Consider the following 26,126-nt stretch of genomic DNA (forward strand, 5'->3'; position numbering starts at 1 on the left):
GCTTTATGGTCAACGGGCCGGAGATCGTGAGGGCGCGCGACGATCTGCGCGCGCGGGTCGACGCGTGGCACGCGGATGGTGCCGTCGTTGGCGTCGTGCCGACCATGGGCGCCCTGCACGACGGGCACCTGTCTCTGGTCGAGGCGGCGAAACGGGACTGCGACAGGGTGATCGTCACGCTGTTCGTGAACCCGAGACAGTTCAACAACGCCTCGGACCTGGATACCTACCCGCGTACGGAAGACAGCGACGCCGCGAAACTGGCGCCCTTCGGGGTGGACGTTCTGTACGCGCCACCGGTGAATGAGGTCTATCCGGCCGGGTTTTGCACGACCGTGTCCGTGGCGGGTCTGACGGACGTGCTGTGCGGCGCGCATCGGCCCGGGCATTTCGATGGCGTCGCGACGGTGGTGACGAAGCTGTTCACCCAGACGAAGGCGGATCGCGCCTACTTCGGGCAGAAGGACTACCAGCAATTGCAGGTTGTGCGCCGCATGGCGACGGACCTGGACCTGCAAGTGGCGATCGTTGGCTGTCCGACGGTGCGCGAAACCGGCGGGCTGGCGATGTCGTCACGGAACCTGAAGCTGACGGCCGAAGGGCGGGCGGCAGCGCCAGCGCTGGCGCGCGAGATGCGGGACATTGCCCTGCAACTGCGGCGCGGCGGGGCGCTGGACGGCCTGCGTGCTGACGCGACGGCGCGCCTGCTGAAGGCGGGTTTCGAAAAGGTGGAATACCTCGAACTGCGCGGCGCCGAGGATCTCGAACTTCTGGACCGCGCCGTTGGTCCCGCCCGGCTGTTTGCTGCCGCATGGCTGGACGGGGTCCGCCTGATCGACAATATCGAGGTGTGACGGAACGGGGGGGGGACGCTGTTTGCCCCCAAAGGGCAAAGGCGCCCCGCCCACCGTCCCGCATACCGCGTCCGACCGCTGTCAGGGAAGGCGGATGCGGGGGGCCTTTCCCAGCGGAATGATCCCCAGCGACACCTCCCCGCCAGAGAGGGTCAGCGGCAGGTCTATGGTGTCTTGCCGACCGTTCAGTCCGGCAGCCAGCGTCAGGCCGCGAATCAACGTATCCGCCAAGGCTTCTGGCAGATTGCCGCTGTCGCGCGCGTGGTCGAGCAGGTTGCGCCAGTTCTCGGCCCGCAATGTCATCCTGCCGTCCGGCCGCCCGAGGCTGTCGACCTCGACCCGGCCGGCAAGCTGCAGGTCGAGATCGTTGAGCCGGTACTCTGCCTTCGCGAGGTCGATGGATGCAGGTTGTGGACGCGGCCCGGCCAGTGCGCCCAGTGTCCAGGGGCTGTCGAAGACGAAACGTCCTTCGATATCGAGGCCATTGGCGCGCCCGCGGCTCAGTGCGCCCTTCGGCGTGGCGACCGCACCCGCCCCGATGGCGAGCCGGTATGTCGTGTCCTGCCCCTCCAGCCTGTGGAAGTTCGCCAGCACGGCGGCCAGGGCGATGTCGGCGCCGTCGCGTCTGATGTTCAGCGTCTCCGCTTCGGCATTGAGACGCAGAAGCGCGCCGTCCTGTCCCGTCACCAGAGACGCCCGCAATCCGTCAGACGTGACCTCGTGGGCCCCGCCGTCGACGCCGACGGTCTGCCGGTCCGGAAAGGCCACGATCACATGGTCGGGTTTGTAACTGAGTCCGAGGATCTGGAGGAACGGCGCCTCCCATGACACTCCACTGTCGGGATCGGCAAGGCGCGGTTGCGCGATCGTCACATCGAGGCGGCTGGGGAAGCCGCGCACCTGCAGTGCGTCATAGTCCGCGACCCAGCCTTCGGCGCGACGCGTTTCGAACCAGTCCTGTATCTCGCCGCGCAGAGTATGGGCCTGTACGCCCCAGTAACCGCCCCAAAGGACGGCCGCACCGATCAGAACCAACATGTAGCGTTTCACCGCGCGCCCCTTTTCTTTGCCCGAGAGCCGTGTTTACAGAGATACCGTTTACAGGCTGTGGCCTGTCGCGCAAAGAGCCGCGAACCCTCGCGGCGGAAGGGAAGGACAATGACGCTCTGGGTCTTCGGCTACGCTTCGCTGCTCTGGAACCCCGGTTTCGAAGTCGCCGAGCAGGTGCAGGGTCGCCTGCATGGCTACGCGCGCAGCTTTTGCATGTATTCGATCCACCACCGCGGGACCGAAGAGAAGCCGGGCCTCGTCCTGGCGCTGGACGAACAGGAAGGCGCCCATTGCGACGGAATGTGCCTGCGCGCGGCGCCCGGCACCGAAGAGGCGACTCTCGACTACCTGCGGGACAGGGAACTGGTCTCCTCCGCCTACCTCGAAAAGCGCCTGCCCGTGGCGTTGTCGGACGGACGGCAGGTCGAGGCCGTGTCCTACGTCATCGACCCGCACCACGTGCAGTACTGCCACCTGCCGCTGGAGGAACAGGCCCGCATTATCTCGGGGGCCACGGGGGGGCGGGGCCCCAATACCGAATACCTCTACAACACGGCGCAGCACCTCGACGAGATCGGTGTGCCCGATCCCGACCTGCACTGGCTGACCGAACAGGTGAAGTCGCTGACCGCACGCTGATCACGCGCAGGGGTGTGTCAGGATGCAACATTTTCCCGCTGTCGGGAGGATAGCGGCGCGCCCGGCTTTATGACTTCTTGGCGAAACCTGTGTAAACCCTTAGGTATGAAGCAGTAACACAAGGTGACGACAGTCCAGATGGACATTTCCGACCGCGAAGCCAAGCCGCATTTCAGCCAGCCAATCCGCCAGGTGCTCCTCATGCTGGCCGCGCTTGGCCTGTCTGCCGCGGGCGCCGTACTTGCCGCGCCCAGCGTGCTGCCGGTCTTCGAGTCGAACCCCTACCTGAACGGCTTCATCCTGATCGTCTTTGTCGTGGGGGTCTTTGCCTGCTTCTGGCAGGTCTGGAGCCTGATGGTCTCTGTCCGCTGGATCGAGGAGTTCACCGCATCCGGCACCACGGCCAGCCGCCCTCCGACCCTTCTGGCGCCACTGGCCGCGCTGCTGGGCGGGCGCCGCGACCGGCGCATGCAGATCAACACGACCTCGACACGGTCGATCCTCGATTCCGTCGCCACCCGGATCGACGAACTGCGGGAGATCACCCGCTACATCGTTTCGCTGCTGATCTTCCTCGGCCTGCTTGGCACCTTCTACGGTCTCGCGACCACCGTTCCCGCTCTGGTCGACACCATTCGCAGCCTCGCCCCCCAGGAAGGCGAAGAGGGCGTCGCCGTCTTTTCGCGCCTGATGAGCGGCCTGGAATCGCAGCTGGGCGGCATGGGTGTGGCCTTTGCCTCCTCGCTTCTGGGCTTGGCCTGTTCGCTGATCGTCGGGCTTCTGGAGCTGTTCGCCGGCCACGGTCAGAACCGCTTCTACCGCGAGCTTGAGGAATGGCTGTCGTCGATCACCAAGCTTGGCTTCTCGTCCGACACCGAAGGCCCGGATCTCGGCGCCGCCGGGATCGTGCTGGACCGCATGGCCGAACAGATGGGCCAGCTGCAGGACCTGTTCGCCGAGTCCGAACTGGGCCGGTCGGAGGTCGATACCCGGCTGTCGCAGCTTGCGGATTCCATCGAACGCCTTACCGAACGGATCGAAGCGACCGCCCCCTCGGCTACCTCCCTTGCGCGCATCGCTGAGGGGCAGGAGCTTCTGGCAGAGGCGATCCGGGCAAAGGAAAACCACGAAGGTCTGGACGCCGAAAGCCGCATGCGGCTTCGGTCGATCGACGTGCAGATGCTTCGCATCCTCGAAGAGATCAGCGCCGGACGGCAGGAAAGCATGGCCGAACTGCGCACCGACCTTGCGGCGCTTGGCCGGGCCATGGGATCATCGCGCAACACCCGACCCCGGGGCGAATAGCCATGTCCCCGGCCCCTTGCAGGAGCGGATAGATGTCGCTGTCACGGCGGACAGGCGCACGCTTTCAGGCAAACATCTGGCCCGGTTTCGTGGACGCCATGACCGGTCTCCTGCTCGTGCTGACTTTCGTGTTGTCGATCTTCATGGTCATCCAGTTCGTCCTGAACGAAACCATCAGCGGGCAGGAAAACGAACTCGACAGCCTTTCCAGCGAACTGTCGGCGCTGGCGCAGGCGCTGGGCGTGGCAGAGCGCAGGAACGCCGAACTGACCAGCAACGTCGGCGATCTGGAAGCGACGCTTTCCAGCCGCGACACCCAGCTTGACGAGGCGCAGAGCATCATCACCGCGCTGACCGCCACCCGCGACCGTCAGGCCGAGCAGCTTGAAGCCGCCTCGGGCCGGATATCCGATTTCGAGGCGCAGGTCGCCGCACTGATCCTGGAACGCGACAGCGCCCAGTCCCGGGTGATCGACCTGACGCAGGCGCGAGACGACCTGACGGCCGAGCGCAATGCCCTGACAGCCGCCCGCGATGCGCTGACGGCGGAACGGGACGCGCTTGCCGGGGAACGCGACGAATTGACCGCCGCACTGGGCACGGCGCGCACGCAACTGGATGCCGAGCAGGAGGCCGCGGCCCTAGCCGCCCGGCGACGCGAAGCTTTGGAAGCGCTGATCGCCGACCTTCGCGCCCAGAATACAGAGGCAGAGGCCAAGGTCGGAAATCTGACGGCGCAGATCGGCGATCTGGAACAGGCCCTGACAGAGGAAGAGGCCGAGAGGCTGGCAGAGGCAGAGGCGGCAAAGGCGCTGCGGGCCCGGCTCGAAAATGCCGACGCAGAGCTGACGTCGATGACGCTTGCGCTGGAAAAGGCGCGGGCGGAAGCGGAAGAGACGCTGACTTTGCTGGCCGCCGCCCGCTCGGCGGAGGCCGACCTGAACGCCCGCCTCGCCGCCGCGCTGCTGGAAGGGGAAGAATCGGCCGGCGCGCTGCAGACCCGGATCGACGAGCTGGAGGCGCGGCTGGACGACGCGCGCAGTGTCGGAGAACAAACCGACGAACGTTTGTCCAGCCTGCGCGACGACCTGATCGCAGAGCAGGAAGCGCGCCGTGCCGCCGAGGAAAGCCTGGCCGAGGAACAGCGCCGCCGGAGTGCGACAGAGCGCGACCTGGCGGGCCTTCAGGCCGATGCCGACACCCGTGCCTCGCAGATGTCCGACCTTTCCGCGAAACTGGCCGCGGCACTCGCCCGGCTGTCGGAAGCCGAAGCGCGGGAGGCCGAGATCGCCACGCTACGCGATCGGAACGCGGCGCTTGTGTCCCAGTTGTCGACCGCGCAGGGCGATGCCGCCGACCGTGCCGCCGAACGCGACGCGGCAGAGGCGCAGCGCGCGGACCTCGACCGCAGTCTGGCCGAGGTTCGGCGCGAACTGGTGGCCGCACACGATGACCTGGAACGTCTGCGGGCCGAGGCCGAAGGACTGAATGCCCGCATCGCGGCCATGCAATCGCAGGATTCCACGCAGACGTCCCGGATCGAGGATTTGCGGGGACAGGTGGCGCAGACGCAGGCGCAACTGGACGCGGCGCTGCAACGGGTCGAAGATCGCGGGCGCCGGATCGACGGGCTGGAGGCGGAGAACCGGAGCCTCGCCGCGCGTCTGGCCGAGGTGGGCGGCACGGCCGAGGAGCGCGACGCCGAGGTCGAGTCGCTGCGCGCCAGCCGCGCCCGGCTGGAAAGCGATCTGCAGGTGGCGCTCGCCCGTGCAGAGGCCCGGGACCTGGAGATTTCGGACCTGCGTCAGTCGTTGGCCGAAGCCGAGGCCCGCGCCGCGCAGCAGGGAGACGACGCCCGTTCGCTGGAGGAAAAACTGGCGGCGGCGCTGGCCGAGCGCATGACAGCACAGACCACGGCCGAAGAAACCCGCGACCGGCTGGCGGCGGCGTTGGCCCGTCAACGCGAGGCCGAGCAAGCGCTGGACACCCAGCTTGACGAGGCGGAGGAGCGCCAGTTGCTGCTCAGCCAGGCGCGGGACGAACTTGCCCAGACCCGCGAGCGCGCCAGCCAGTCGCAGCTCAAGGTTGAGGCGCTGAACCGCAACGTCGCCGAACTGCGCAGGCAACTTGGCGAACTGCAGGCCCTGCTGGACGACGCCAAGGCGCGCGATGCCGCCTCGGAGGTGCAGTTGCAGAACCTCGGATCGGAGTTGAACGCGGCGCTGGCCCGGGTCGCGCAGGAAGAACGGCGCCGTCGCGTTCTGGAAGAAGAAGAGCGCAAGCGGCTGGAGGCCGAGAAGAAGGATCTTGAGGCCTATCGCTCGGAGTTCTTCGGGCGTCTCCGCCAGGTCGTGGGCGACCGCGACGACATCCGTATCGAAGGCGACCGGTTTGTGTTTTCGTCGGAAGTGCTGTTCGAGCAGGGCTCTGCCGACCTTTCGCCGCTCGGTCGTCGCGAGATCGCCAAGGTGTCCAACATCCTGCGCAGGCTGGCACGTGACATCCCCGATGAGATCGACTGGATCATCCGGGTCGACGGTCACACCGATAATGTCCCCGTGCGCGGGAGCGCCGAATTCGAGGACAACTGGGACCTGAGCCAGGCCCGCGCGCGGGCCGTGGTGAAGGACATGATCGACAATTACGGCATTCCGCCCAACCGCCTCGCGGCCAACGGGTTCGGGGAATACCAGCCGGTCAATCCTGCGAACACCGCAGAGGCCCGCGCCCAAAACCGCCGGATCGAGCTGAAACTGACCGAGAAGTGAGGCTCAGCGCACCGTCACATGCGCGAAGCGGTGCGCGATGACCTTGCCAGCGCGGGTCAAAAGCGCCTCGCCCAAGTAGTCGCCGGGCGGCCAGCCTTCGGGCGGGGCCTTCTTGCCAGCGGCGCGCATGATGCTGACCTGCGGTGCTTTCAGAACGCTGTCGCGGCGGAAGATTTCTGTGCCGTCTGGACCTGTGGCCAGGAGGGTGAGGAGATCGCCGTGCTCCGCGTGGCCGGCGTGCGCGTAGACCACGAGCGGCGTGTCGGATGTGCCGTCTGCCATGCGGGCGCTGCCGTCCCGCACGGCGTCGAACTCCGGCACGCGGTCGGAGAAGCCCGCGGTTATCAGTCCGGTCTTCGTGTAAGGCGGATCAATGGCCCAGAGGCTGCCCTCTGCCGCGCCGCATGTGCCTGTCGCATCCGGCCGGAACGGGTCGATCACCGCGCCCGCGCGCATGACCTGGAAATGCAGATGCGGATGGTTGGTCTGCCCGGACAGGCCGACCATACCCAAGGCCGTGCCGGTGTCGACGGCCGTGCCCGGACGGACGCGCACGGAGTCTTTTCTCAGGTGGCAGTACATTGTCTGGAAGCCGTCGCCATGATCCAGGAGCACGGCATTGCCACAGGCGGTTTCGGAGGTCACGCCGCGCATCAGCCGATCGTCGGCCATTCCGTCGCGGACGCGCAGGACGGTGCCCGGTGCAGCGGCGCGCACCGCGACGCCGCGTCCGATGGCGCCGAAGTCGAGCAGGGCGAAATCGGTGCCCTTGTGTTTGTCGCGGCTGTTGATCCCGCAGGCATAGTCCCGCTGCCGGCCGGGTTCGGGTGCGTTGTCCACGTAGTCTTCGATGAAGCAGGTCATGCCGATATCGCAGTCGAGCGGCAGGGCAAATTCGGGCTGTGCCACGGCGGGGGAGGCGAGCAAGGCAAGGAAGAGCAGGCGCATGATGGTCCGTGCGGGCGGCGGGTCTGGCGCTCGTCGCCTTCGGCAACATCGCCCCGCCCGCCGTCCCGCGAGGCGCCTTGGCGGACGCATGTGAAAAGGGCGCCCGAAGGCGCCCCTTGATGGTCAGTCCGCGGTCAGCAGCGGCGGCTTCTTGGAGCCGAGGCGCGGCTTGTCCGGCCCGTCCAGTTTCAGCACCAGCTCGTCGTCCTTGACCGACACCTTGACGATGCCGCCCTTGGTGAGCTTGCCGAACAGCAGTTCCTCGGCCAGCGGCTTCTTGATGTGTTCCTGGATCACGCGGCCCAGAGGACGGGCGCCCATCTTGTCGTCGTAACCCTTCTCCGCCAGCCATTCGGCGGCGGGACGGGTCAGCTCGATGGTCACGTTGCGATCCATCAACTGCGCTTCGAGCTGCAGCACGAACTTCTCGACCACGGCAAGGATGGTTTCCTTCGGCAGCGGCGCGAAGCTGATAACGGCATCCAGACGGTTGCGGAATTCCGGGGTGAAGGTCCGCTCGATCGCGGCGGTGTCTTCGCCCTCGCGGCGGTCGCGGCCAAAGCCGATGGCCGCCTTCGCCTGTTCCGCCGCACCCGCGTTGGACGTCATGATCAGGATCACGTTGCGGAAGTCCACGGACCGGCCGTTGTGGTCGGTCAGCGTGCCGTGGTCCATCACCTGCAGCAGTATGTTGAACACATCCGGGTGCGCCTTCTCGATCTCGTCGAGCAGCAGCACGCAGTGCGGGTGCTGGTCGACGCCATCCGTCAGCTGGCCACCCTGGTCGAAACCCACGTAGCCCGGAGGCGCGCCGATCAGCCGGGAAACCGCGTGCTTCTCCATGTACTCCGACATGTCGAAGCGTAGCAGTTCCACGCCCAAAGTGGAGGCCAGTTGCTTGGCCACTTCGGTCTTGCCGACACCGGTTGGGCCCGCGAAGAGGTAGTTGCCGATCGGCTTCTCCGGTTCGCGCAGGCCCGCGCGGGCCAGCTTGATCGCGGAGGACAGGGCGGCAATCGCCGCATCCTGACCGAACACGACCCGCTTCAGCGTACCTTCCAGATCCTTCAGGACCTCTGCATCGTCCTTGGACACGTTCTTGGGCGGGATGCGGGCGATCTTCGCCACGACTTCCTCGATCTCCTTGGTGCCGATGGACTTGCGGCGTTTCGATGCCGCCACGAGGTGCTGAGCCGCGCCCGCCTCGTCGATCACGTCGATGGCCTTGTCCGGCAGCTTGCGGTCGTTGATGTAGCGCGCCGAGAGTTCGACGGCGGTCTTGATCGCATCTCCCGTATACTTGATGGCGTGATGCTCCTCGAAATAGGGCTTCAGGCCCTTGAGGATCTTGATCGTGTCTTCGACCGAAGGCTCGTTCACGTCGATCTTCTGGAACCGGCGCGACAGGGCGCGGTCCTTTTCGAAGTGCTGGCGGAACTCCTTGTAGGTGGTGGAGCCCATGGTGCGCAGCTTGCCGCCCTGAAGCGCGGGCTTCAGGAGGTTGGATGCGTCCATGGCACCGCCGGACGTCGCGCCCGCGCCGATCACGGTGTGAATCTCGTCGATGAAGAGCACCGCGTCGGGGTGTTCCTCAAGCTCGGTCACGACCGCCTTCAGGCGTTCCTCGAAATCGCCACGGTAGCGGGTGCCCGCCAGCAGCGCGCCCATGTCGAGCGAATAGATCGTGGCCTCCGACAGGACCTCCGGCACTTCGCCCGCAACGATCTTGCGCGCGAGACCCTCGGCGATGGCGGTCTTGCCGACGCCCGGATCGCCCACGAGCAGCGGGTTGTTCTTGCGGCGGCGGCACAGCACCTGAATGCAACGCTCCACCTCGTGGTCGCGTCCGATCAGCGGGTCGATGTCGCCGATCTCGGCCTTTGCGTTCAGGTCGACGCAATATTTGCCAAGCGCCGATTCCTTGTCGTTTGCAGGCGCCGCGCTTTCGGTCTGCGCGGCTTCTTCTTCCGCCTCGGTGGCGCCTTGGACGGGGCGCGCCTCGCCGTAGGCGGGGTTCTTCGCAACGCCGTGCGCGATGAAATTCACCGCATCGTAGCGCGTCATGTCCTGCTCCTGCAGGAAATAGGCGGCATTCGACTCACGTTCCGCGAAGATCGCGACCAGCACGTTCGCGCCCGTGACTTCCGTCCGGCCGGAAGACTGGACGTGAATCGCCGCCCGCTGGATCACGCGCTGGAAGGCGGCCGTAGGCACGGCTTCCGACCCCTCGATGTCGGTCACGAGGTTGGAAAGATCGTCGTCGATGAACTCCACCAGCGTGGTGCGCAACTCCTCCGTATCGACGGAGCAGGCTTTCATCACCCGCGATGCATCAGGTTCGTCGATCAGCGCCAGTAGCAGATGCTCCAGCGTGGCGAATTCGTGGCTTCGCGAGTTCGCCAGCGCCAGCGCGGAGTGTATGGCCTGCTCAAGGGTGTTGGAGAATGAAGGCACTTGGTGCTCCTCTTGTCTGCGCTGTCCGTACTCGGGTCCAGCATTGCCCCGTTAAGTTAAAGTTTGGTCGATTAGTGACCGTCTTCAAGTTTTTTCTTTTCACGCAACTGTCACTTACCGCGCTTGACAACGGGTCTGCCGAAGCCTTCATCGTCGCCGACCCGCCAAACGTGTGGGGGTCGGGGATAAATGCATCAGAACTTGTCCTTGCGTGCCCGGATCTCGGTAAAGACCTCGAGATCAGAGGCGTCCTCCATACCGAGGGCCTTCTTCACTGACGCCTGGCCGGCGCGCAGGAACGGGTTTGTCTGGAGTTCAATGTAAAGCGGCACCTGGGCGGTCGGTTGTCCACGACCCCGTGCCACGGTGATCATCTGTGCACGAGATATAAGCCCCGGGTTGTCCGGTTCAATGGTCTTGGCGAAGGCCGCGTTGCTCTCGCCGTACTCGTGTCCGGAACACACGATGGTTTGCGGGTCGAGCGCGGCCAGCGTCGAAAGGCTTTCCCACATCATCTCGGGCGTGCCCTCGAAGACACGGCCGCACCCCATGACCATGAGGCTGTCGGCGCTGAACAGGCACTTGGCCTCGGGGTAATGATAGGCCACGTGCCCCAATGTATGGCCGGGCACCGGGATGACCTCGCACAGCCCGTCGTCGGTGCCGCCCGAGAACCCCGGCTCCAGCGCCATGTCCAGTTCGGGCAGCTTGTCCTTCTCTGCCGCCGGGCCCATGACCTTGCAGCCGTATTTCTCGCGTAGCTCGTCGACCCCGCCGACATGATCGTGGTGGTGGTGCGTGATCATGATCACGTCGGGCGTCCAGCCGCGATGCTCCAAAACGTTGATCAGCGGCTTGGCTTCGGGCGCGTCGATCAGCGCGATCCCGTCCGGACCCTTGACGATGTAGGCGTAATTGTCCTTGAGGCAGGGGACGGTAACAATGTCCAGTGGCATGGCGTTTCCTTGAATGCTTTGTAAGATGCCATCAGACTGACCCATCCGGCCCGACTTCTCAACTGGAGACACCATGCACCTGGACGTGCAGGCGTTGCGCGATTTCTACTACCGAAGTGCGCTTGGGCGCGCGGCGCAGAAGATCATGCGCGCCGAAGTGCTGCGTGGCTGGTCCCCGGAGGACGTGCACGGTCAGACGGTCGCGGGCTACGGTTTCGCCGTGCCGATGCTGCGGCCCTACCTGAAGGAGGCGCGCAGGGTCGTGGCGCTGATGCCTGCGCCGCAGGGGGTCATGCCGTGGCCTGCCGGTCTGCCCAACGTTTCGGTGCTGTCGGAAGAGGTGTCCTGGCCGCTGGAGACCGGGCATGTGGACCGCCTGATCCTGATGCACGGGCTGGAAACCTCCGAACGCCCCTCGGATCTGCTGGACGAAGCGTACCGCGTGCTTGGACCGGGCGGGCGCGCCCTGTTCATCCTGCCCAACCGTTCGGGGCTTTGGGCGCGGGCGGACTGGACGCCGTTCGGTTACGGGCGGCCTTACTCCATCGGTCAGCTCGAAACGCAGCTCAAGCTGCACGATTTCGTGCCGGAGCGGCATGTATCCGTGCTGTACCAGCCACCCTCCGCGCGCCGGTTCTGGATGAAGACCGGCCCCTTCTGGGAGCGGCTGGGACGGTTGATCCCGTTCACGGCGGGGGGCGTGATGATCGTCGAGGCCTCCAAGCGGCATCCGCCGACGCGGGCGGGGCTGGGCCAGAAGAAGCGCGTGCCGAACCCGCTGGAGGTGCTGTCCCCGAAACCGGGCAAGGTCGCCGGGCAGGTCTGAAGGGTAGGGCGTGAAGTCGCGCCGGAGGGTGCGCTTTGGCCGGGACTTGTTCTGTCTTGGCGGGGTCGGGTGTCGCACGCGGACAAAATCGCCTCCGCGATATACCGAAGACTCTCACTATCCGGCCTTTACGATACCGAAACTGCAGCCGCCGCTCGGATTTCCGCAACAAAATTAATCTTCCGTAAAGAGTATTCGCGCCCGTGCCCGTCTCGTGCCAAGCTGTCGGCTGTGCGGGGAATCGTCGCCAAACGCACGAAAACGTGCACTTTTCCTGCACGAAGTTTGGGCACCAATGGTCGCACCTGGGTCAACCGACTGAAAAGTATGGGTTTAGCGCCCACGTTAAATCTCTCTAAGGATGTTGCGAGGTGGGGGAGGCTCTGCTACATCCGCCGCGATTTACTTGCCTTGACGAAAAATCAGGGTTCCAGGAGCCTCCGGACGCCCCGCCAGACGGCGGGCGCGTGACGGGGGCCTAAAATCGGAAGGGTGGACGTGTCTGACAGCTCGATTTCCTCCGGCATCGCCGAGCGCTATGCCACCGCCGTCTTCGAGATCGTGAAGGAGAACAACAATCTCCCGGCTCTCGAAAAGAATCTCAACGACCTGACCGCCGCACTGGACGACAGCGCCGACCTGCGCGAACTGCTGGTCAACCCGGTGTATACCCGCGAAGAGCAGGGCAATGCGATTTCGGCCGTGGCGGACGCCATGGACATGATCCCGGCGGTGAAGAACGTGCTGGGCCTGATGGCTCAGAAGCGCCGCCTGTTCGTCGTGCCCGCGATGGTCAAACGCCTGCGCGAGATGATCGCCGAGCACAACGGCGAAGTCACCGCAGAGGTGACCTCTGCCATGGCGCTGACCGACGAACAGTCCGCGAGCCTCGCCGCCACGCTGAAAGAAAAGGTCGGCAAGGACGTCAAGATCAGTACCACCGTGGATGAAAGCCTCATCGGCGGTCTTATCGTCAAGGTGGGCTCGAAGATGATCGACACCTCGATCCGCTCGAAGCTCAACTCCCTCCAGAATGCAATGAAAGAGGTCGGATAAATGGGTATCCAAGCAGCAGAGATTTCTGCGATCCTGAAGGACCAGATCAAGAATTTCGGTCAGGATGCCGAAGTTGCCGAAGTGGGTCGCGTGCTGAGCGTTGGGGACGGTATCGCCCGTGTCCACGGCCTCGACAACATCCAGGCCGGCGAGATGGTCGAGTTCCCGGGTGGCATCATGGGCATGGCCCTGAACCTCGAAACCGACAACGTCGGTATCGTGATCTTCGGCTCCGACCGGGCCATCAAGGAAGGCGACACCGTCAAGCGGACGAACTCCATCGTGGACGTTCCCGCCGGTGAAGGCCTGCTGGGCCGCGTTCTCGACGGCCTCGGCAACCCGCTCGACGGCAAGGGCGCCGTCCAGTTCGAAGAGCGTCGCATCGCCGACGTGAAGGCACCGGGCATCATCCCGCGTAAATCCGTGCACGAGCCCATGGCGACCGGCCTGAAAGCCGTCGACGCCATGATCCCGATCGGCCGTGGCCAGCGCGAGCTGATCATCGGCGACCGTCAGACCGGCAAGACCGCCGTGGCCCTCGACTCCATCCTGAACCAGAAGTCGTACAACGACGCGGCCAAGGACGATTCCGAGAAGCTGTACTGCGTCTATGTCGCCATCGGCCAGAAGCGCTCCACCGTGGCGCAGCTGGTGAAGAAGCTCGAAGAAACCGGCGCGATCGACTACACGATCGTCGTGGCCGCAACCGCGTCCGACCCGGCGCCGATGCAGTTCCTCGCACCCTACGCCGCTACCGCGATGGCCGAGTACTTCCGTGACAACGGCAAGCACGCCCTCATCATCTACGATGACCTGTCCAAGCAGGCCGTGTCCTACCGCCAGATGTCCCTGCTGCTGCGCCGCCCGCCGGGCCGCGAAGCTTACCCGGGCGACGTTTTCTACCTCCACTCGCGCCTGCTGGAGCGTTCGGCCAAGCTGAACGAGGACAACGGTGCCGGTTCGCTGACGGCTCTGCCGATCATCGAAACCCAGGGCGGCGACGTGTCGGCCTTCATTCCGACCAACGTGATTTCGATCACCGACGGCCAGATCTTCCTCGAAACCGAACTGTTCTACCAGGGCATCCGTCCGGCCGTGAACACCGGTCTGTCGGTGTCGCGCGTGGGCTCTTCGGCGCAGACCAACTCGATGAAGTCGGTCGCGGGCCCGATCAAGCTGTCGCTCGCACAGTACCGTGAAATGGCTGCCTTCGCGCAGTTCGGTTCCGACCTCGACGCCGCGACCCAGCGTCTGCTGAACCGTGGTGCGCGTCTGACGGAGCTGATGAAGCAACCGCAATACTCGCCGCTGACCAACGCCGAAATCGTCGTCGTCATCTGCGCCGGTACGCTGGGTTACCTCGACAAGGTTGCCGTGTCCGACGTGAACCGCTTCGAGAAGGGTCTGCTGCAGCACGTTCGGGGCAAGCACTCCGATCTGCTGGACTGGATCACCAACGAAGATCCGAAGATCAAGGGTGACGCAGAAGCCAAAATCAAGGCGGTTCTCGACGAATACGCAGCGGACTTCTCGTAAGAGGATCATCCGATGCCCAATCTCAAGGACCTCAAAAACAGGATCGCGTCGGTCAAGTCGACCCGCAAGATCACCAAGGCCATGCAGATGGTCGCGGCAGCAAAACTGCGCCGCGCCCAGGAAGCGGCCGAGGCGGCCCGCCCCTACGCGGAACGCTTCAACGCGGTGATGGCGTCGCTGGCCGCTTCGGTCGGAGACAGTGACAGCGCTCCCCGCCTTCTGGCGGGGACCGGCAAGGACGACGTACATCTGCTGGTGGTCATGACCGCCGAACGCGGGCTGTGCGGCGGTTTCAACACCAACATCGTCAAGCTGGCGAAAGCACGGATTACCGAGCTGCGTGGCAAGGGGAAAACGGTCAAGATCCTGACCGTCGGCAAGAAAGGCCGGGAACAGCTGAAGCGTGACTACGCCGATCTGTTCGTCGGACATGTCGACCTCTCCGACGTCAAGCGTCTCGGCTATGGCAACGCGCAGGACATCGCGCGCGACGTGCTTGGCCGTTTCGACAATGGTGAGTTCGACGTGGCGACGATCTTCTACGCCAAGTTCAACTCCGTGATCTCTCAGGACCCGACGGCGCTGCAGATCGTCCCGGCCTCCTACGAGACCGAGGAAGAGGAGCAGAACGACGCGACGACGCTCTACGATTACGAGCCGGACGAAGAGTCGATCCTCGCAGACCTGCTGCCGCGCGGCGTGGCAACGCAGATCTTCGCGGCCCTGCTGGAAAACGGTGCCTCCGAACAGGGTGCCCGTATGTCGGCCATGGACAACGCGACCCGCAACGCGGGCGAGATGATCGACAAGCTGACGATCGAGTACAACCGTTCGCGTCAGGCCGTCATCACGAACGAACTGATCGAAATTATTTCGGGCGCCGAGGCGCTCTAAGACCGGAGACAAACATGGCAAACGCAAAAGGCAAGGTCACTCAGGTGATTGGCGCCGTGGTCGACGTGCAGTTCGACGACCACCTGCCGGAAATCCTGAACGCGCTGACCACGATCAACAACGGCAACAAGCTGGTTCTGGAAGTGGCCCAGCACCTCGGCGAGAACACTGTGCGCACCATCGCCATGGACGCGACCGAAGGTCTCGTGCGCGGTCAGGAAGTGGTGGACACCGACGGCCCGATCTCGGTTCCGGTCGGCACCGCCACACTGGGTCGCATCATGAACGTCATCGGCGAGCCGGTGGACGAAAAGGGCCCTGTCGAGGCTGACGAGTATCGCCCGATCCACGCCCCCGCGCCGAACTTCGCCGATCAGGCGACCGAGGCCGAGGTGCTGGTGACCGGCATCAAGGTGATCGACCTTCTGGCGCCCTACGCCAAGGGCGGCAAGATCGGCCTGTTCGGCGGCGCCGGCGTGGGTAAGACGGTTCTCATCCAGGAACTGATCAACAACATCGCCAAGGTGCACTCCGGTCTGTCGGTGTTCGCCGGTGTGGGCGAGCGAACCCGTGAAGGCAACGACCTCTACCACGAGATGATCGAATCCGGCGTTCTGACCCCGGACAACCTGACGGATTCCAAGATCGCGCTGGTTTATGGCCAGATGAACGAGCCTCCGGGCGCCCGTGCCCGTATCGCGCTGACCGGTCTGACCATGGCCGAGCAGTTCCGCGACGCCACCGGGACCGACGTTCTGTTCTTTGTCGACAACATCTTCCGCTTCACGCAGGCCGGTTCGGAAATGTCCGCTCTGCTGGGCCGGATCCCCTCCGCCGTGGGTTACCAGCCGACGCTGGCGACCGACATGGGCGCGATGCAGGAACGCATCACCTCGACCAAGAACGGCTCGATCACGTCGATCCAGGCCGTCTACGTTCCCGCGGACGACCTTACCGACCCGGCGCCTGCCACGACCTTCGCCCACCTCGACGCGACCACGGTTCTCAACCGCGCGATCTCCGAGCTTGGCATCTACCCGGCCGTGGACCCGCTCGACTCCACCTCGCGTCTGATGGACCCGCAGGTGATCGGCGAAGAGCACTATCAGGTGGCTCGTGACGTGCAGGGGATCCTTCAGCGCTACAAGTCGCTGCAGGACATCATCGCCATCCTCGGGATGGACGAACTGTCGGAAGAGGACAAGCTGACCGTGGCCCGCGCCCGGAAGATCCAGCGTTTCCTCTCCCAGCCGTTCGACGTTGCGAAGGTGTTCACCGGTTCCGACGGTGTTCAGGTTCCGCTGGAAGACACCATCTCGTCCTTCAAGGCGGTTGTCGCCGGCGAGTACGACCACCTGCCCGAAGCGGCGTTCTACATGGTGGGCGGTATCGACGACGTGAAGGCGAAAGCCGAAAAGCTGGCCGCAGAGGCTGCCTAAATCGGACCCTGTCGGGGGGCCGCTGCTGGCCCCCTGATGAGACAAGGAGTTTCACATGGCAGACACGATGCAATTCGACCTGGTGTCGCCGGAGCGCAAGCTCCTGTCGGCAGAGGTCACCTCGGTGCAGATCCCGGGCGCGGACGGCGACATGACCGCCATGCCGAACCATGCGCCGACCATCACGACGCTGCGTCCGGGCCTCCTGACGGTGGAAACCACCGGCGGCACCGAAGTCTTCGTCGTCACCGGCGGTTTCGCCGAGATCGGTGAAAACGTGTCGGTTCTGGCGGAGAAGGCCCTGCCGAAGGGCGACATGGATCAGGCCACCTACGAGGCGCTGGTGAAGGAGGCCCACGAAGCCTACCAGCAAACCAAGGAAGCCTACCAGAACGAGCCGGGCCCGGTGGACGAAGCAGCCAAGCTGCTTCAGGACATGGTGGCCGTCGGTGGCCACATCGGGCTCGACCCGATGCAGCCGTCGCTCTGACGCCGACCTTTCCGGGTTCGAACGACATTTGGAAAGCCCCGCCTGCGCAGGCGGGGTTTTTCGTTATCCGGGCACGCCGGTTCGTCTGCGGAAGGCCGTTGCGCGATCCGGATTGAACCGGCATTTGACTGCGCCTAGACTTCGCTGCGTGTGTTTTCCTGCCGGGCCTCGTCATGCAGACCAATCGCGGAGCCCTGTGGTTCATTCTCGCGACACTCCTTCTGGATGCCATCGGCATCGGGCTGATCTTTCCGATCATGCCCGAACTGATGGAACGTGTGGGCGCCGGGGACACGGCGACCGGGGCCTTCTGGGGCGGGGTGCTGATGGCCGCATACGCCGGAGCGCAGTTCCTGTGTGCACCCGCCATCGGGGGCCTGTCGGACGCATTGGGCCGCAAGCCGGTGCTTCTGGTCACGCTCGCGGCGCTGGCGCTCGACTATCTGATCATGGCGCTGACGACCACGTTCTGGCTGCTGCTGGTGGGCCGGGTCCTGGCGGGCATCGCCGGGGCCACCTACATCACGGCCAGCGCCTACCTGGCCGACATATCGAAACCCGAGGACCGCGCAGCGAACTTCGGATTGATCGGCGCGGCTTTCGGCGTGGGCTTCGTGATCGGCCCTGCGCTCGGCGGACTGCTGGCGGGCGTGCACGTCACGGCCCCGTTCTGGGCGGCGGGGGCGTTGGCGGCGGCCAACTTCGTCTTCGGCTTGTTTGTCCTGCCCGAAAGCCTCAACCCCGAGAAACGCCGCCGCTTCGACAGGCGCGACCTCAACCCGTTCGGCAGCATTCTCGCCGCGGCGCGTCTGCCGGGGCTGGGCCTGCCGCTGGCCGGGCTCTTCGTGTTCGAGTTCTCCAACATGGTGTACCCGGTGCTCTGGGCCTTCTGGCTCCGTGAGGCCTTTGGCTGGTCGTCCGTCCTGATCGGCATCTCTCTGGCCTGCTACGGCATAGGCGTGGCGCTGACACAGGGCGCGCTTATGCGGGTCCTGATCCCGCGCATCGGGACGTGGCACACGCTGATGCTGGCCGTGGGGGCGGGGATCGTGGCGTCGGTGGCATATGGTGTGGCCTCCGCCGCCTGGCTGGTCTGGGTCTTCCTGCCGTTCGCCTGCCTTTCGGACATGGCGCCGCCCAACGCCACCGGTATCGCGACGAACCTCGTGGGAGACGACCGTCTGGGACTGCTTCAGGGGGTCATCGCCTCGTTGGGTGCCGTGGCCGCCATAACCGCGCCGTTGGTTATCACGCCATTGTTCCGGCTCTTCGCCGCGCCCGACGCACCGCTGTACCTGCCGGGCGCGCCTTTCCTGATGGCTGCCGCCCTTTTGGTCATCAGTGCTTTCATTTTCTGGCCGATGCGCAGGCAACTCACCGCCGCGGCGTGATACCGCTCTTGCCCCCGATGCGTCCCTGAGACAAAAGCGGCGCATACCCTGATCTTATGCCGAAAGCCTGTCGTCATGGTCCTCGACTGGAGCGCACTTCTGCGCGAGTTCATCACCCTCTTCGTGGTCGTCGATCCGATCGGCACTCTGCCGGTGTTCTACTTCGCCACGGCACGTGTGCCGCAGGAGCTTCACTGGAAGTTTGCCGTGCGCGCCGTGCTGGTCGCGTGGGTGGTGCTGATCGCATTTCTCGTCGCCGGGCAATGGCTGCTGGAGGGGCTGGGCCTGCGCTTCGGATCGTTCCAGATCGCGGGCGGGATCATCCTCTTCCTGTTCGCCCTGACGATGATCTTCGGCGAATCGAAAGCGGAGCACGAGATAGAGGAGGCGGCGCGCGAACACTTCTCGGGGGCGGTCTTTCCGCTGGCGATGCCCTCGATTGCGTCGCCCGGGGCGATGCTGGCGATCGTGGTGCTGACCGACAACCATGCGCATTCCGTGCCGGACCAGTTGATGACGGCCGGTCTTTTGACGATCGTCCTGATCCTGACGCTGCTGTTGCTGCTTCTGGGCGCGCAGTTGAAACGGGTGCTCGGCTCGACCGGGGCAAGCGTCGTCAGCCGTGTCATGGGGATCATTCTCGCCACCGTGGCCGTCGACGCCGTGCTGGGCGGTCTGGATGCGGTCGGCGTCATGCAGATCGAAAGCCCCCCCGGCGGTTTGTCGATTTCCGAGTGACACCACGCGCCGAAAACCTGTAAGACCGCCCGGAAAGCAGACAACCTGCGGTAATAACAGACGAGGCGGGATATGCGGAAGTTTCCCGGCGCCGCGCTTGGCGTCGATCAGGGCACCGAAGATGTTTTCACCGATTTCGAAGATGGCGGCGACATGTGGACGGGTCATGGCGCGCGCGAGCGGCGCAAGGCTGTGACCTTCTCGGAACCGTTCAAGTCGGTTCCGCTGGTTCAGGTGTCCTTGGCGCTGTGGGACATGGATTCCCAGTCCAATGTCCGGGCGGATGTCGCCGCCGAGAAAGTCACACCTGCGGGGTTCGAGATGGTCTTTCGCACATGGGCCGACACACGCGTCGCCCGCGTGCGCATGAGCTGGATCGCCTTCGGCGAAGCCTCCAGCCCGGACGACTGGGACCTCTACTGATCTGACTTGGCAGGGCAGGGCGGGCCGGCTTTGTGTAACCGGCCAGCCCTTCGTGCCACGGGTTACAGGATGCCTTCGTAGATCGGGCCAAGGGTGTCGGTCTCGAACAGGGACGAGACGGACGTGCCGTTCCAGATGTTGAGGATGGATTGCGCGAACAGCGGCGCGGTCGGCAGCACGCGGATGTTCGGTGCAGAGCTGACCGGCCCGGTCGGCTGGATGGTGTCGGTCAGCACGAGCGTCTTCAGAACGGATTTCGACACCCGCTCCACCGCGGGGCCGGACATGACGCCGTGGCTGATGTAGGCGTGCACCTCCGTCGCGCCGTGGTCCATGATGACCTCGGCCGCCTTGCAAAGCGTACCAGCGGTGTCGCACATGTCGTCGACGATGATGCAGCGCTTGCCGGTGACGTCGCCGATAACGGTCATTTCGGCGATTTCGCCCGGCTTCTCACGGCGCTTGTCGACGATCGACAGCGGCGCGTTGATCCGTTTGGCCAGCTCCCGCGCCCTTGCCACGCCGCCCACATCCGGCGAGATCACCATCACGTCCGACAGGTCGGCGAACTGGTTCTTGATGTCGATGGCGAAGATCGGCGAGGCATAGAGGTTGTCCACAGGGATATCGAAGAAGCCCTGGATCTGGGCCGCGTGCAGATCCATCGTCAGGATGCGTTCGATCCCGGCCTCGACCATCATGTTGGCCACCAGCTTGGCGGTGATTGGCGTGCGCGCCTTGGTCCGCCGGTCCTGCCGGGCGTACCCGAAGTAGGGGATCACCGCCGTGATGCGCGAGGCCGAAGAGCGGCGCAGCGCATCCGCCATGATGAGCAGTTCCATCAGGTTGTCGTTCGCCGGGTTGGAGGTCGGCTGGATGATGAACATGTCTTCGCCGCGCACGTTCTCGTAGACTTCGACAAAGATCTCCTGGTCGTTGAAGCGTTCCACCCGCGCCTGGACAAGGCCGACGGACATGCCGCGATACAGCGACATGCGGCGGGCGATGGCTTCGGCGAGGGGGCGGTTTGCGTTGCCGGCGATAAGCTTGGGTTCAACGACGGTGGGCATGGGCAGCTCCGGGGTAGGTCCGTGCACGGAGGATGACGGATTCGTGACGTTGCGGTCCCGTTAACACGGCCCTAGGGTCGGTTCCAGCACCGGAAAGGGAGGCGCGGCATATGGCCCGGATCGACTACTATCTGTCCATGATTTCACCCTTCACGTACTTCTGCGGCACCCGCCCGGCAGAGATCGCGGCCAGACACGGGGCAGAGCTGGTCTACAAGCCGCTCGACATCATGCAGCTTTTCGCGCGCACCGGTGGCACGCCCTTGCCGCAGCGCCACCCGTCTCGGCAGGCCTACCGCCTGCAGGAGCTGGCCCGCGCGTCGAAGGCATCGGGTCTGCCCTACCACGAGAAGCCGATGTTCTTTCCGGCCAATGCGGCGCCGGCGTCTTACGCCGTGATCGCGGCGCAGAAGGCGGGCGGCGGCGATATGGCGGGGCTGGTGCACGGGCTCCTGGCCGACTGCTGGGCTGAACAGAAGGACATCGCCGAAGACGCGGTGATCGGCGACCGCCTTGAGGCGGCGGGTTTCGACCGGGGGCTGACCTTCACCGGGATGCTGGACGGGGCGGAGACCTACTCGGCCAACCTCGAAGAGGCGGTGGAACGCGGTGTCTTCGGGGCACCCTTCTGGGTGGTCGACGACGGTGCGCTGTTCTGGGGGCGCGACCGGTTGGATGACCTCGACACACACCTCGGAGACATTGCGTGAAGGACACGGTGCCGCTTTTCGTTCGCACCTTCGGCGGCGGCGCCGAGCGGGCGCTTGCCTTGCATTGCGGACTGGGCGCTTCGGGCATGTGGCAGGGCGTGGCCGCGCATCTGGACGGAGTGCAGGTCATCGCACCGGACCTGCCGGGCCACGGGCGCAGCGCGCCTTTCCCCGATGGCGTGGACATGCACGACGCCGCCTGCGACGCGGTGCGCCCGTTGCTTGACGAACCGATGCACCTGGTCGGTCACAGTTTCGGAGCGACTGTCGCCCTGCGCCTCGCGCTCGATATGCCGGAGCGTGTCCGTTCCCTTACCCTGATCGAACCGGTCCTATTCGCCGCCGCGCCCCGTGGCCCTGTTGTCGACGCGCACGGCGCCCGGGAGCAGGTGATTCTCGACCTCTATGAGACCGGCGACACGATGGGCGCGGCAGAGGCCTTCAACGCGCTTTGGGGCGGCGGCGTGCCATGGGACAGCTTTCGGCCCGAGGCCCGGCAGGCCATGGCAGAGCGTATGCCCTTCATCTTCGGCACGGAGCCGAGCCTGTGGCGAGACGTGCACGGCCTCATAGCGCCGGGTATGCAGGAACGTCTGACGATGCCGGTCACCCTCCTTCGGGGCAGCGCGACGGTCGCGATCATCGCAGAGGTTCACCGTGGCCTGCTGCAGCGTCTGCCGCATTGCCGGGAGGCGGTTGTCGAGGGGGCAGGGCACATGCTGGTCATGACCCACGCCGAAGACGTCGCGCGCGAAATCCGCGGGACGTTTGAGCAGGCCCGGGACGCCGCATCCACGAACTGAACCGGGGCTAGGTGCCCCGGACGTATTTCAGGATTTCTTGCCGACCCGTGGCTCTGTCCCGGCGCGCAGTCGCGCGATGTTTTCCTTGTGTCGGTAAAGAACCACGAAGGTCAGAATCAGACTGGTGATCGTCAGGTCGGTGCGGCCAAGGACAAGGGTCCACGGCGCGGCAGAGGCGACGGCAGCCAGTGCCCCGACCGAGGAAATCCGGCTGATCGCAAAGGCCACGGCCCAGGTCGCGCAGCACAGCAGGCCCACGGGCCACGCCAGCGCCAGCATCGTTCCGAGGAAAGTGGCCATGCCCTTGCCGCCCCGGAAGCCCAGCCAGACCGGGAAGCAATGGCCCATCATTGCCGCCAGCCCGGCCAGCTGCGCCGCGCTGTCGTCCCCGGACAGCCAGCGCGCCAGCAGCACCGCGATGGCGCCCTTGCCGCTGTCGAGGATCAGCGTCGCCAGTGCGGCGGGTTTGCTGCCCGTGCGCAGAACGTTGGTGGCGCCGATGTTGCCGGACCCGATCTGGCGCAGGTCGCCCAGCCCCATCGCGCGGGTGATGACGATGCCGAAGGGAACGGACCCCAGCAGGTAGCCAAGGACGGTCCAGATCAGAAGGGTCATGTGCGGGTCCCTTTCAGGCTTCGTAGACGCGGTCGCCCGCAACCCATGTGCCCAGCACCTTGCCTTGAAGACGGGCACCGTCGAACGGCGTGTTCTTGGACTTCGAGCGCAGCTTGAACCGGTCGAGGATCACGGGCTTGTCCGCATCGAACAGCACGAGGTCGGCCGGCGCCCCTGCGGACAGCCGTCCGCAGTCCAGCCCCAGCCGTTTCGCCGGGTTGAGCGAAAGCGCGCGGAAGAGTGTCGGCAGGGTCATCTCCTCGGCGTGGTACAGCCGGAGCAGTACGGTCAGCATCGTCTCCAGCCCGACAGCGCCGGAGGCCGCTTCCTCGAAGGGCAGGCGTTTGGATTCCTCGTCCTGCGGGGTATGGAACGACCCGATGATGTCGATCAGCCCGGAGCGGACCGCCTCGACGATGGCTTTGCGGTCGTCCTCGGACCGGAGCGGCGGCTTGACCTTGAAGAAGGTGCGGTAGTCGGCCACGTCCATCTCGTTCAGCGTGAGGTGGTGCATGGAGGTGCCCGCCGTCACGTCGAAGCCGTTGGCCTTCGCCCGTTCTAGCGTCGGCAGCGCGCGGGCGGCGGTGATCTGGTCGGCGTGGTAGCGGGCGCCCGTCATCTCCACCATGCCGATGTCGCGGTCGAGGCCCATGCGCTCGGCCATCGGGCTGACGGAGGGCAACCCGCGCAGGGATGCGAACTTGCCCGACGTCGCCGCCGCGCCCTGCGACAGGCCCGGGTCCTGCGGATGGCCGATGATGAGCGCGCCCAGCGACCGGGCATAGGTCATCGCCCGGGACAGCACCTTGGTGTCGATCACGACATGATCGCAGTCGGTGAAGGCCACGGCACCCGCGTCCATCAGAAACCCGATCTCGGTCATTTCGCGGCCTGCGCGCCCCTTGGTCAGCGCGGCCATGGGGAGGACGTTCACGCGGCATTCCTCGGCCGCCCGGCGGCGGATGAAATCGAGCTGTTCCGGCGTGTCGATCGGCGGATGGGTGTCGGGCCGTGTCACGATGGTGGTCACACCGCCCGCCGCCGCCGCCTGTCCTGCGGTGCCGTAGGATTCCTTGTGACGCTCGCCCGGTTCACCGACCTTCACGCCGATGTCCACGATCCCCGGCGCCAGGCATTTGCCTTTGCAGTCCACCTGGACCACCGTGTCGGAGTTCACAGCTGTGAACAATTTCCCTTCATTTTCAGTAACTTGTGTTTCGATTTCCTTAATGCGCCCATTCTCGACGAGCAAGGCGCCCAGGGTATCGGTGCCTGCGTCGGGGTCGATCAGGCGGGCGTTGGTGAAAATGGTCTGGGACATGCGGGCATCACTTGGTGGGTTTCCTTCCCTCTACGGCAAATCCCGTGGCGGGGGAACCCGCCTGTGGCGGGTCCGGCGCTGCCGGGTCCGCCTGCGTGCGCGAGGGACGTCTGAGCTGTACGAACGACTGTCAGGGGACGTGCGGCGCCCTAAAGGACGAGCACGAGCACCAGGACCACAAGCGCCACCAGCGCGAGCGCGGTGATCAGGATGGCGCGAGACAGGCCGCCCGTCGAAGACGCCTCCGTGCCGCCGGAAAGGACCCCCTCGGCTGAGGTGCTGCGCAGGCTGGCCGAACGCGCCTTCACCGGCGCGGAGGACCAGCTTCCGACGTGGCGAAGCGGCGTGTTGACGTTCAACGTCTGAGAGGTCGATTCGAAGGCCTGCGGCGGCAGGATCACCACGTGTCCCGTCAGCGCATCGACCCGCGCCGCATCGGCCCCGAGCGCCTTGGCCGGGAGGTCATAGGCCTCAGACATGTATTGCGACAATGGCATGGCACCGAGGTCGCGCACGTCCACTGTCTCGACGAAACCGGGCCGCAGCTTGGTGGCCCCGAGAGCGTATTTCAAAGGCCACTCCCCCGTCCCGGCCATGGCAGTGAAGCGTTCGACGGCCTGAGGCGGAAGATCGAGATGGAACAGGTGGACGGTCGCATTATCCGATCCGTTGATGTCGATCTGGGTCACGTTGAGCCTCGCGAAAAAACTGAAGGAATAAATGTTAACGCTGTACGGGCGGTGTTCCGTTGCCGAAAAAAATCAGGTCACCACTTCGGTCGGACGGGCGCGGAGGTTGCGCGACAGAAGGTCCATGGCCGCCATGCGCACCGCGACGCCCATCTCCACCTGGTCCTGAATGACCGAACGGTTGATGTCGTCAGCGATGGTGCCGTCGATCTCGACGCCCCGGTTCATCGGCCCGGGATGCATGACGATGGCGTCGTCCTTGGCGAAGGACAGCTTTTCGGCGTCGAGGCCGTAGCGGTGGTAATACTCGCGCTCGGACGGGATGAAACCGCCGTCCATGCGTTCCTTCTGCAGGCGGAGCATCATCACCACGTCGGCGTCTTTCAGACCTTCGCGCATGTCCTGATAGACCTCTGCGCCGAATTCGTCGATTCCGGCGGGCATCAGCGTGGCGGGGCCGACCAGACGGATGCGATTTTCCATCTTGTGGAGCAGCAGCAGGTTGGAGCGCGCCACGCGGCTGTGGGCGACATCGCCGCAGATCGCGATGGTCAGGCGGTGAAGGCGGCCCTTGGCGCGGCGGATCGTCAGGGCATCGAGCAGCGCCTGAGTGGGATGCTCGTGCCGCCCGTCGCCAGCGTTCAGCACCGCGCAGTGCACCTTCTGCGCCAGCAGATCCACCGCCCCCGAATGCGGATGGCGCACCACCAAGAGGTCGGGGTGCATGGCGTTCAGCGTCAGCGCGGTGTCGATCAGCGTCTCGCCCTTCTTGATGGAGGACGCCTGCATCGACATGTTCATGACATCCGCACCCAGTCGCTTGCCCGCCAGTTCGAAGCTGGCCTGCGTGCGGGTCGAGTTCTCGAAGAACATGTTGATCTGGGTGAGGCCCGCCAGCGCCTGCGCGTGCTTGTCGCGGCGCCGGTTGAGCGCGGCGTACTGGTCGGCCAGGTCGAGCAGGGTCGTGATCTCGTCCGGACGCAGGGGTTCGATCCCCAGAAGATGGCGGTGGTCGAAGCGCATGGTCATCCCTGTCGAAGTCGCACCTGTCTTACGGAGCGCATCCCCCGGGAGCAAGGGGCAGGTGGCGCGTGACGGATTTGAGTATTTGAGAAGCAGAGAAACCGGGCGGATTTTCCTTTGCCCGGCTT

Annotated in this window: 24 protein-coding genes; 15 read left to right on the plus strand and 9 right to left on the minus strand. The window is 65.2% G+C overall.

Annotated elements, in window-relative coordinates; genetic code table 11:
* Positions 1 to 5: 5 nt before the first annotated feature.
* The gene (gene panC, locus ABFK29_RS04280) at positions 6 to 854 is read left to right on the plus strand and encodes a pantoate--beta-alanine ligase (protein ID WP_005854988.1); all 849 of its coding nucleotides are present in this window, start codon (positions 6 to 8) and stop codon (positions 852 to 854) included.
* 81 nt (positions 855 to 935) lie between these two features.
* Here panC and ABFK29_RS04285 read toward each other — a convergent pair whose 3' ends face one another.
* A complete protein-coding gene (locus tag ABFK29_RS04285) occupies positions 936 to 1,904 on the minus strand; it encodes a DUF2125 domain-containing protein (protein ID WP_040604009.1) in 969 nt (322 codons plus the stop codon).
* Positions 1,905 to 2,012: 108 nt separating this feature from the next.
* Here ABFK29_RS04285 and ABFK29_RS04290 point away from each other — a divergent pair, with 108 nt between their 5' ends.
* The 3 genes from ABFK29_RS04290 (at position 2,013) to ABFK29_RS04300 (ending at position 6,616) form a co-directional block, all read left to right on the plus strand.
* Complete coding sequence (locus ABFK29_RS04290) at positions 2,013 to 2,543, plus strand: gamma-glutamylcyclotransferase (RefSeq protein WP_005854991.1); 531 nt, start codon at positions 2,013 to 2,015, stop codon at positions 2,541 to 2,543.
* Positions 2,544 to 2,681: 138 nt separating this feature from the next.
* Positions 2,682 to 3,848 (plus strand): hypothetical protein, encoded by a 1,167-nt coding sequence (locus ABFK29_RS04295; RefSeq protein ID WP_005854992.1) that lies wholly within the window; start codon positions 2,682 to 2,684, stop codon positions 3,846 to 3,848.
* 32 nt (positions 3,849 to 3,880) lie between these two features.
* Positions 3,881 to 6,616 (plus strand): peptidoglycan -binding protein, encoded by a 2,736-nt coding sequence (locus ABFK29_RS04300; protein WP_005854994.1) that lies wholly within the window; start codon positions 3,881 to 3,883, stop codon positions 6,614 to 6,616.
* Between the two features lie 3 nt (positions 6,617 to 6,619).
* Here ABFK29_RS04300 and ABFK29_RS04305 read toward each other — a convergent pair whose 3' ends face one another.
* From ABFK29_RS04305 to gloB, 3 genes are all read right to left on the minus strand, one after another.
* Entirely contained in the window at positions 6,620 to 7,564 is a 945-nt protein-coding gene (locus ABFK29_RS04305) for a M23 family metallopeptidase (RefSeq protein WP_005854996.1), read from the minus strand.
* A gap of 123 nt (positions 7,565 to 7,687) precedes the next feature.
* Positions 7,688 to 10,018: an ATP-dependent Clp protease ATP-binding subunit ClpA gene (gene clpA, locus ABFK29_RS04310; RefSeq protein ID WP_005854997.1), complete on the minus strand. Its 2,331-nt coding sequence runs from the start codon at positions 10,016 to 10,018 to the stop codon at positions 7,688 to 7,690.
* 194 nt (positions 10,019 to 10,212) lie between these two features.
* Positions 10,213 to 10,974 carry a hydroxyacylglutathione hydrolase gene (gene gloB / locus ABFK29_RS04315; RefSeq protein ID WP_005854999.1) on the minus strand — a complete coding sequence of 254 codons (762 nt, stop codon included), beginning with the start codon at positions 10,972 to 10,974 and terminating at the stop codon, positions 10,213 to 10,215.
* Positions 10,975 to 11,047: 73 nt separating this feature from the next.
* Between gloB and ABFK29_RS04320 the strand changes: the two genes are divergently transcribed.
* The 9 genes from ABFK29_RS04320 to ABFK29_RS04360 all read left to right on the plus strand — a co-directional run bounded on the left by ABFK29_RS04320 (position 11,048) and on the right by ABFK29_RS04360 (position 19,767).
* Positions 11,048 to 11,800 (plus strand): class I SAM-dependent methyltransferase, encoded by a 753-nt coding sequence (locus ABFK29_RS04320; protein ID WP_005855001.1) that lies wholly within the window; start codon positions 11,048 to 11,050, stop codon positions 11,798 to 11,800.
* Positions 11,801 to 12,292: 492 nt separating this feature from the next.
* Positions 12,293 to 12,856 (plus strand): F0F1 ATP synthase subunit delta, encoded by a 564-nt coding sequence (locus ABFK29_RS04325; protein ID WP_005855003.1) that lies wholly within the window; start codon positions 12,293 to 12,295, stop codon positions 12,854 to 12,856.
* Positions 12,857 to 14,392, plus strand: a complete 1,536-nt coding sequence (gene atpA, locus ABFK29_RS04330) for a F0F1 ATP synthase subunit alpha (RefSeq protein ID WP_005855005.1) — start codon at positions 12,857 to 12,859, stop codon at positions 14,390 to 14,392.
* Between the two features lie 12 nt (positions 14,393 to 14,404).
* Entirely contained in the window at positions 14,405 to 15,286 is an 882-nt protein-coding gene (locus tag ABFK29_RS04335; protein ID WP_005855007.1) for a F0F1 ATP synthase subunit gamma, read from the plus strand.
* Between the two features lie 14 nt (positions 15,287 to 15,300).
* Positions 15,301 to 16,725 carry a F0F1 ATP synthase subunit beta gene (gene atpD / locus ABFK29_RS04340; protein WP_005855009.1) on the plus strand — a complete coding sequence of 475 codons (1,425 nt, stop codon included), beginning with the start codon at positions 15,301 to 15,303 and terminating at the stop codon, positions 16,723 to 16,725.
* Positions 16,726 to 16,780: 55 nt separating this feature from the next.
* Positions 16,781 to 17,215 carry a F0F1 ATP synthase subunit epsilon gene (locus ABFK29_RS04345; RefSeq protein WP_005855010.1) on the plus strand — a complete coding sequence of 145 codons (435 nt, stop codon included), beginning with the start codon at positions 16,781 to 16,783 and terminating at the stop codon, positions 17,213 to 17,215.
* A gap of 173 nt (positions 17,216 to 17,388) precedes the next feature.
* Entirely contained in the window at positions 17,389 to 18,606 is a 1,218-nt protein-coding gene (locus tag ABFK29_RS04350; RefSeq protein WP_005855013.1) for a tetracycline resistance MFS efflux pump, read from the plus strand.
* 75 nt (positions 18,607 to 18,681) lie between these two features.
* Positions 18,682 to 19,344, plus strand: coding sequence for a MarC family protein (locus ABFK29_RS04355; RefSeq protein WP_005855016.1), 663 nt, complete (start codon positions 18,682 to 18,684; stop codon positions 19,342 to 19,344).
* A gap of 72 nt (positions 19,345 to 19,416) precedes the next feature.
* A complete protein-coding gene (locus ABFK29_RS04360; RefSeq protein ID WP_005855018.1) occupies positions 19,417 to 19,767 on the plus strand; it encodes an H-type lectin domain-containing protein in 351 nt (116 codons plus the stop codon).
* 62 nt (positions 19,768 to 19,829) lie between these two features.
* Here ABFK29_RS04360 and ABFK29_RS04365 read toward each other — a convergent pair whose 3' ends face one another.
* On the minus strand, positions 19,830 to 20,837 hold the full coding sequence (locus ABFK29_RS04365; protein WP_005855020.1) for a ribose-phosphate pyrophosphokinase: 1,008 nt from the start codon (positions 20,835 to 20,837) through the stop codon (positions 19,830 to 19,832).
* A 110-nt stretch (positions 20,838 to 20,947) separates the two neighbouring features.
* Between ABFK29_RS04365 and ABFK29_RS04370 the strand changes: the two genes are divergently transcribed.
* Positions 20,948 to 21,547 (plus strand): 2-hydroxychromene-2-carboxylate isomerase, encoded by a 600-nt coding sequence (locus ABFK29_RS04370; RefSeq protein ID WP_005855022.1) that lies wholly within the window; start codon positions 20,948 to 20,950, stop codon positions 21,545 to 21,547.
* Entirely contained in the window at positions 21,544 to 22,350 is an 807-nt protein-coding gene (locus tag ABFK29_RS04375; protein WP_005855024.1) for an alpha/beta fold hydrolase, read from the plus strand. Before ABFK29_RS04370 ends, ABFK29_RS04375 begins: the two co-directional genes overlap by 4 nt.
* Before the next feature lie 27 nt (positions 22,351 to 22,377).
* Here ABFK29_RS04375 and plsY read toward each other — a convergent pair whose 3' ends face one another.
* From plsY to ABFK29_RS04395, 4 genes are all read right to left on the minus strand, one after another.
* Positions 22,378 to 22,965, minus strand: a complete 588-nt coding sequence (gene plsY / locus ABFK29_RS04380) for a glycerol-3-phosphate 1-O-acyltransferase PlsY (protein ID WP_005855026.1) — start codon at positions 22,963 to 22,965, stop codon at positions 22,378 to 22,380.
* A 13-nt stretch (positions 22,966 to 22,978) separates the two neighbouring features.
* Positions 22,979 to 24,286 (minus strand): dihydroorotase, encoded by a 1,308-nt coding sequence (gene pyrC / locus ABFK29_RS04385; RefSeq protein ID WP_005855028.1) that lies wholly within the window; start codon positions 24,284 to 24,286, stop codon positions 22,979 to 22,981.
* A 149-nt stretch (positions 24,287 to 24,435) separates the two neighbouring features.
* Positions 24,436 to 24,975 carry a hypothetical protein gene (locus ABFK29_RS04390; RefSeq protein WP_005855030.1) on the minus strand — a complete coding sequence of 180 codons (540 nt, stop codon included), beginning with the start codon at positions 24,973 to 24,975 and terminating at the stop codon, positions 24,436 to 24,438.
* 72 nt (positions 24,976 to 25,047) lie between these two features.
* Positions 25,048 to 25,998: an aspartate carbamoyltransferase catalytic subunit gene (locus tag ABFK29_RS04395; protein WP_040604014.1), complete on the minus strand. Its 951-nt coding sequence runs from the start codon at positions 25,996 to 25,998 to the stop codon at positions 25,048 to 25,050.
* Between the last annotated feature and the right edge of the window lie 128 nt (positions 25,999 to 26,126).

It is taken from the genome of Sagittula stellata E-37 (assembly GCF_039724765.1).
Classification (GTDB): Bacteria; Pseudomonadota; Alphaproteobacteria; order Rhodobacterales; family Rhodobacteraceae; genus Sagittula; species Sagittula stellata.

Bases quoted from the DNA above. Each gene is read 5' to 3' on its own strand.
- ABFK29_RS04290 (WP_005854991.1), top strand. From the start codon at position 2,013: ATGACGCTCTGGGTCTTCGGCTACGCTTCGCTGCTCTGGAACCCCGGT.
- atpD (WP_005855009.1), top strand. From the start codon at position 15,301: ATGGCAAACGCAAAAGGCAAGGTCACTCAGGTGATTGGCGCCGTGGTC.
- plsY (WP_005855026.1), bottom strand. From the start codon at position 22,965: ATGACCCTTCTGATCTGGACCGTCCTTGGCTACCTGCTGGGGTCCGTT.
- atpA (WP_005855005.1), top strand. From the start codon at position 12,857: ATGGGTATCCAAGCAGCAGAGATTTCTGCGATCCTGAAGGACCAGATC.
- ABFK29_RS04395 (WP_040604014.1), bottom strand. From the start codon at position 25,998: ATGCGCTTCGACCACCGCCATCTTCTGGGGATCGAACCCCTGCGTCCG.
- gloB (WP_005854999.1), bottom strand. From the start codon at position 10,974: ATGCCACTGGACATTGTTACCGTCCCCTGCCTCAAGGACAATTACGCC.
- ABFK29_RS04305 (WP_005854996.1), bottom strand. From the start codon at position 7,564: ATGCGCCTGCTCTTCCTTGCCTTGCTCGCCTCCCCCGCCGTGGCACAG.
- ABFK29_RS04335 (WP_005855007.1), top strand. From the start codon at position 14,405: ATGCCCAATCTCAAGGACCTCAAAAACAGGATCGCGTCGGTCAAGTCG.
- panC (WP_005854988.1), top strand. From the start codon at position 6: ATGGTCAACGGGCCGGAGATCGTGAGGGCGCGCGACGATCTGCGCGCG.
- ABFK29_RS04300 (WP_005854994.1), top strand. From the start codon at position 3,881: ATGTCGCTGTCACGGCGGACAGGCGCACGCTTTCAGGCAAACATCTGG.
- ABFK29_RS04370 (WP_005855022.1), top strand. From the start codon at position 20,948: ATGGCCCGGATCGACTACTATCTGTCCATGATTTCACCCTTCACGTAC.
- pyrC (WP_005855028.1), bottom strand. From the start codon at position 24,286: ATGTCCCAGACCATTTTCACCAACGCCCGCCTGATCGACCCCGACGCA.
- ABFK29_RS04295 (WP_005854992.1), top strand. From the start codon at position 2,682: ATGGACATTTCCGACCGCGAAGCCAAGCCGCATTTCAGCCAGCCAATC.
- ABFK29_RS04360 (WP_005855018.1), top strand. From the start codon at position 19,417: ATGCGGAAGTTTCCCGGCGCCGCGCTTGGCGTCGATCAGGGCACCGAA.
- ABFK29_RS04365 (WP_005855020.1), bottom strand. From the start codon at position 20,837: ATGCCCACCGTCGTTGAACCCAAGCTTATCGCCGGCAACGCAAACCGC.
- ABFK29_RS04345 (WP_005855010.1), top strand. From the start codon at position 16,781: ATGGCAGACACGATGCAATTCGACCTGGTGTCGCCGGAGCGCAAGCTC.
- ABFK29_RS04355 (WP_005855016.1), top strand. From the start codon at position 18,682: ATGGTCCTCGACTGGAGCGCACTTCTGCGCGAGTTCATCACCCTCTTC.
- ABFK29_RS04350 (WP_005855013.1), top strand. From the start codon at position 17,389: ATGCAGACCAATCGCGGAGCCCTGTGGTTCATTCTCGCGACACTCCTT.
- ABFK29_RS04320 (WP_005855001.1), top strand. From the start codon at position 11,048: ATGCACCTGGACGTGCAGGCGTTGCGCGATTTCTACTACCGAAGTGCG.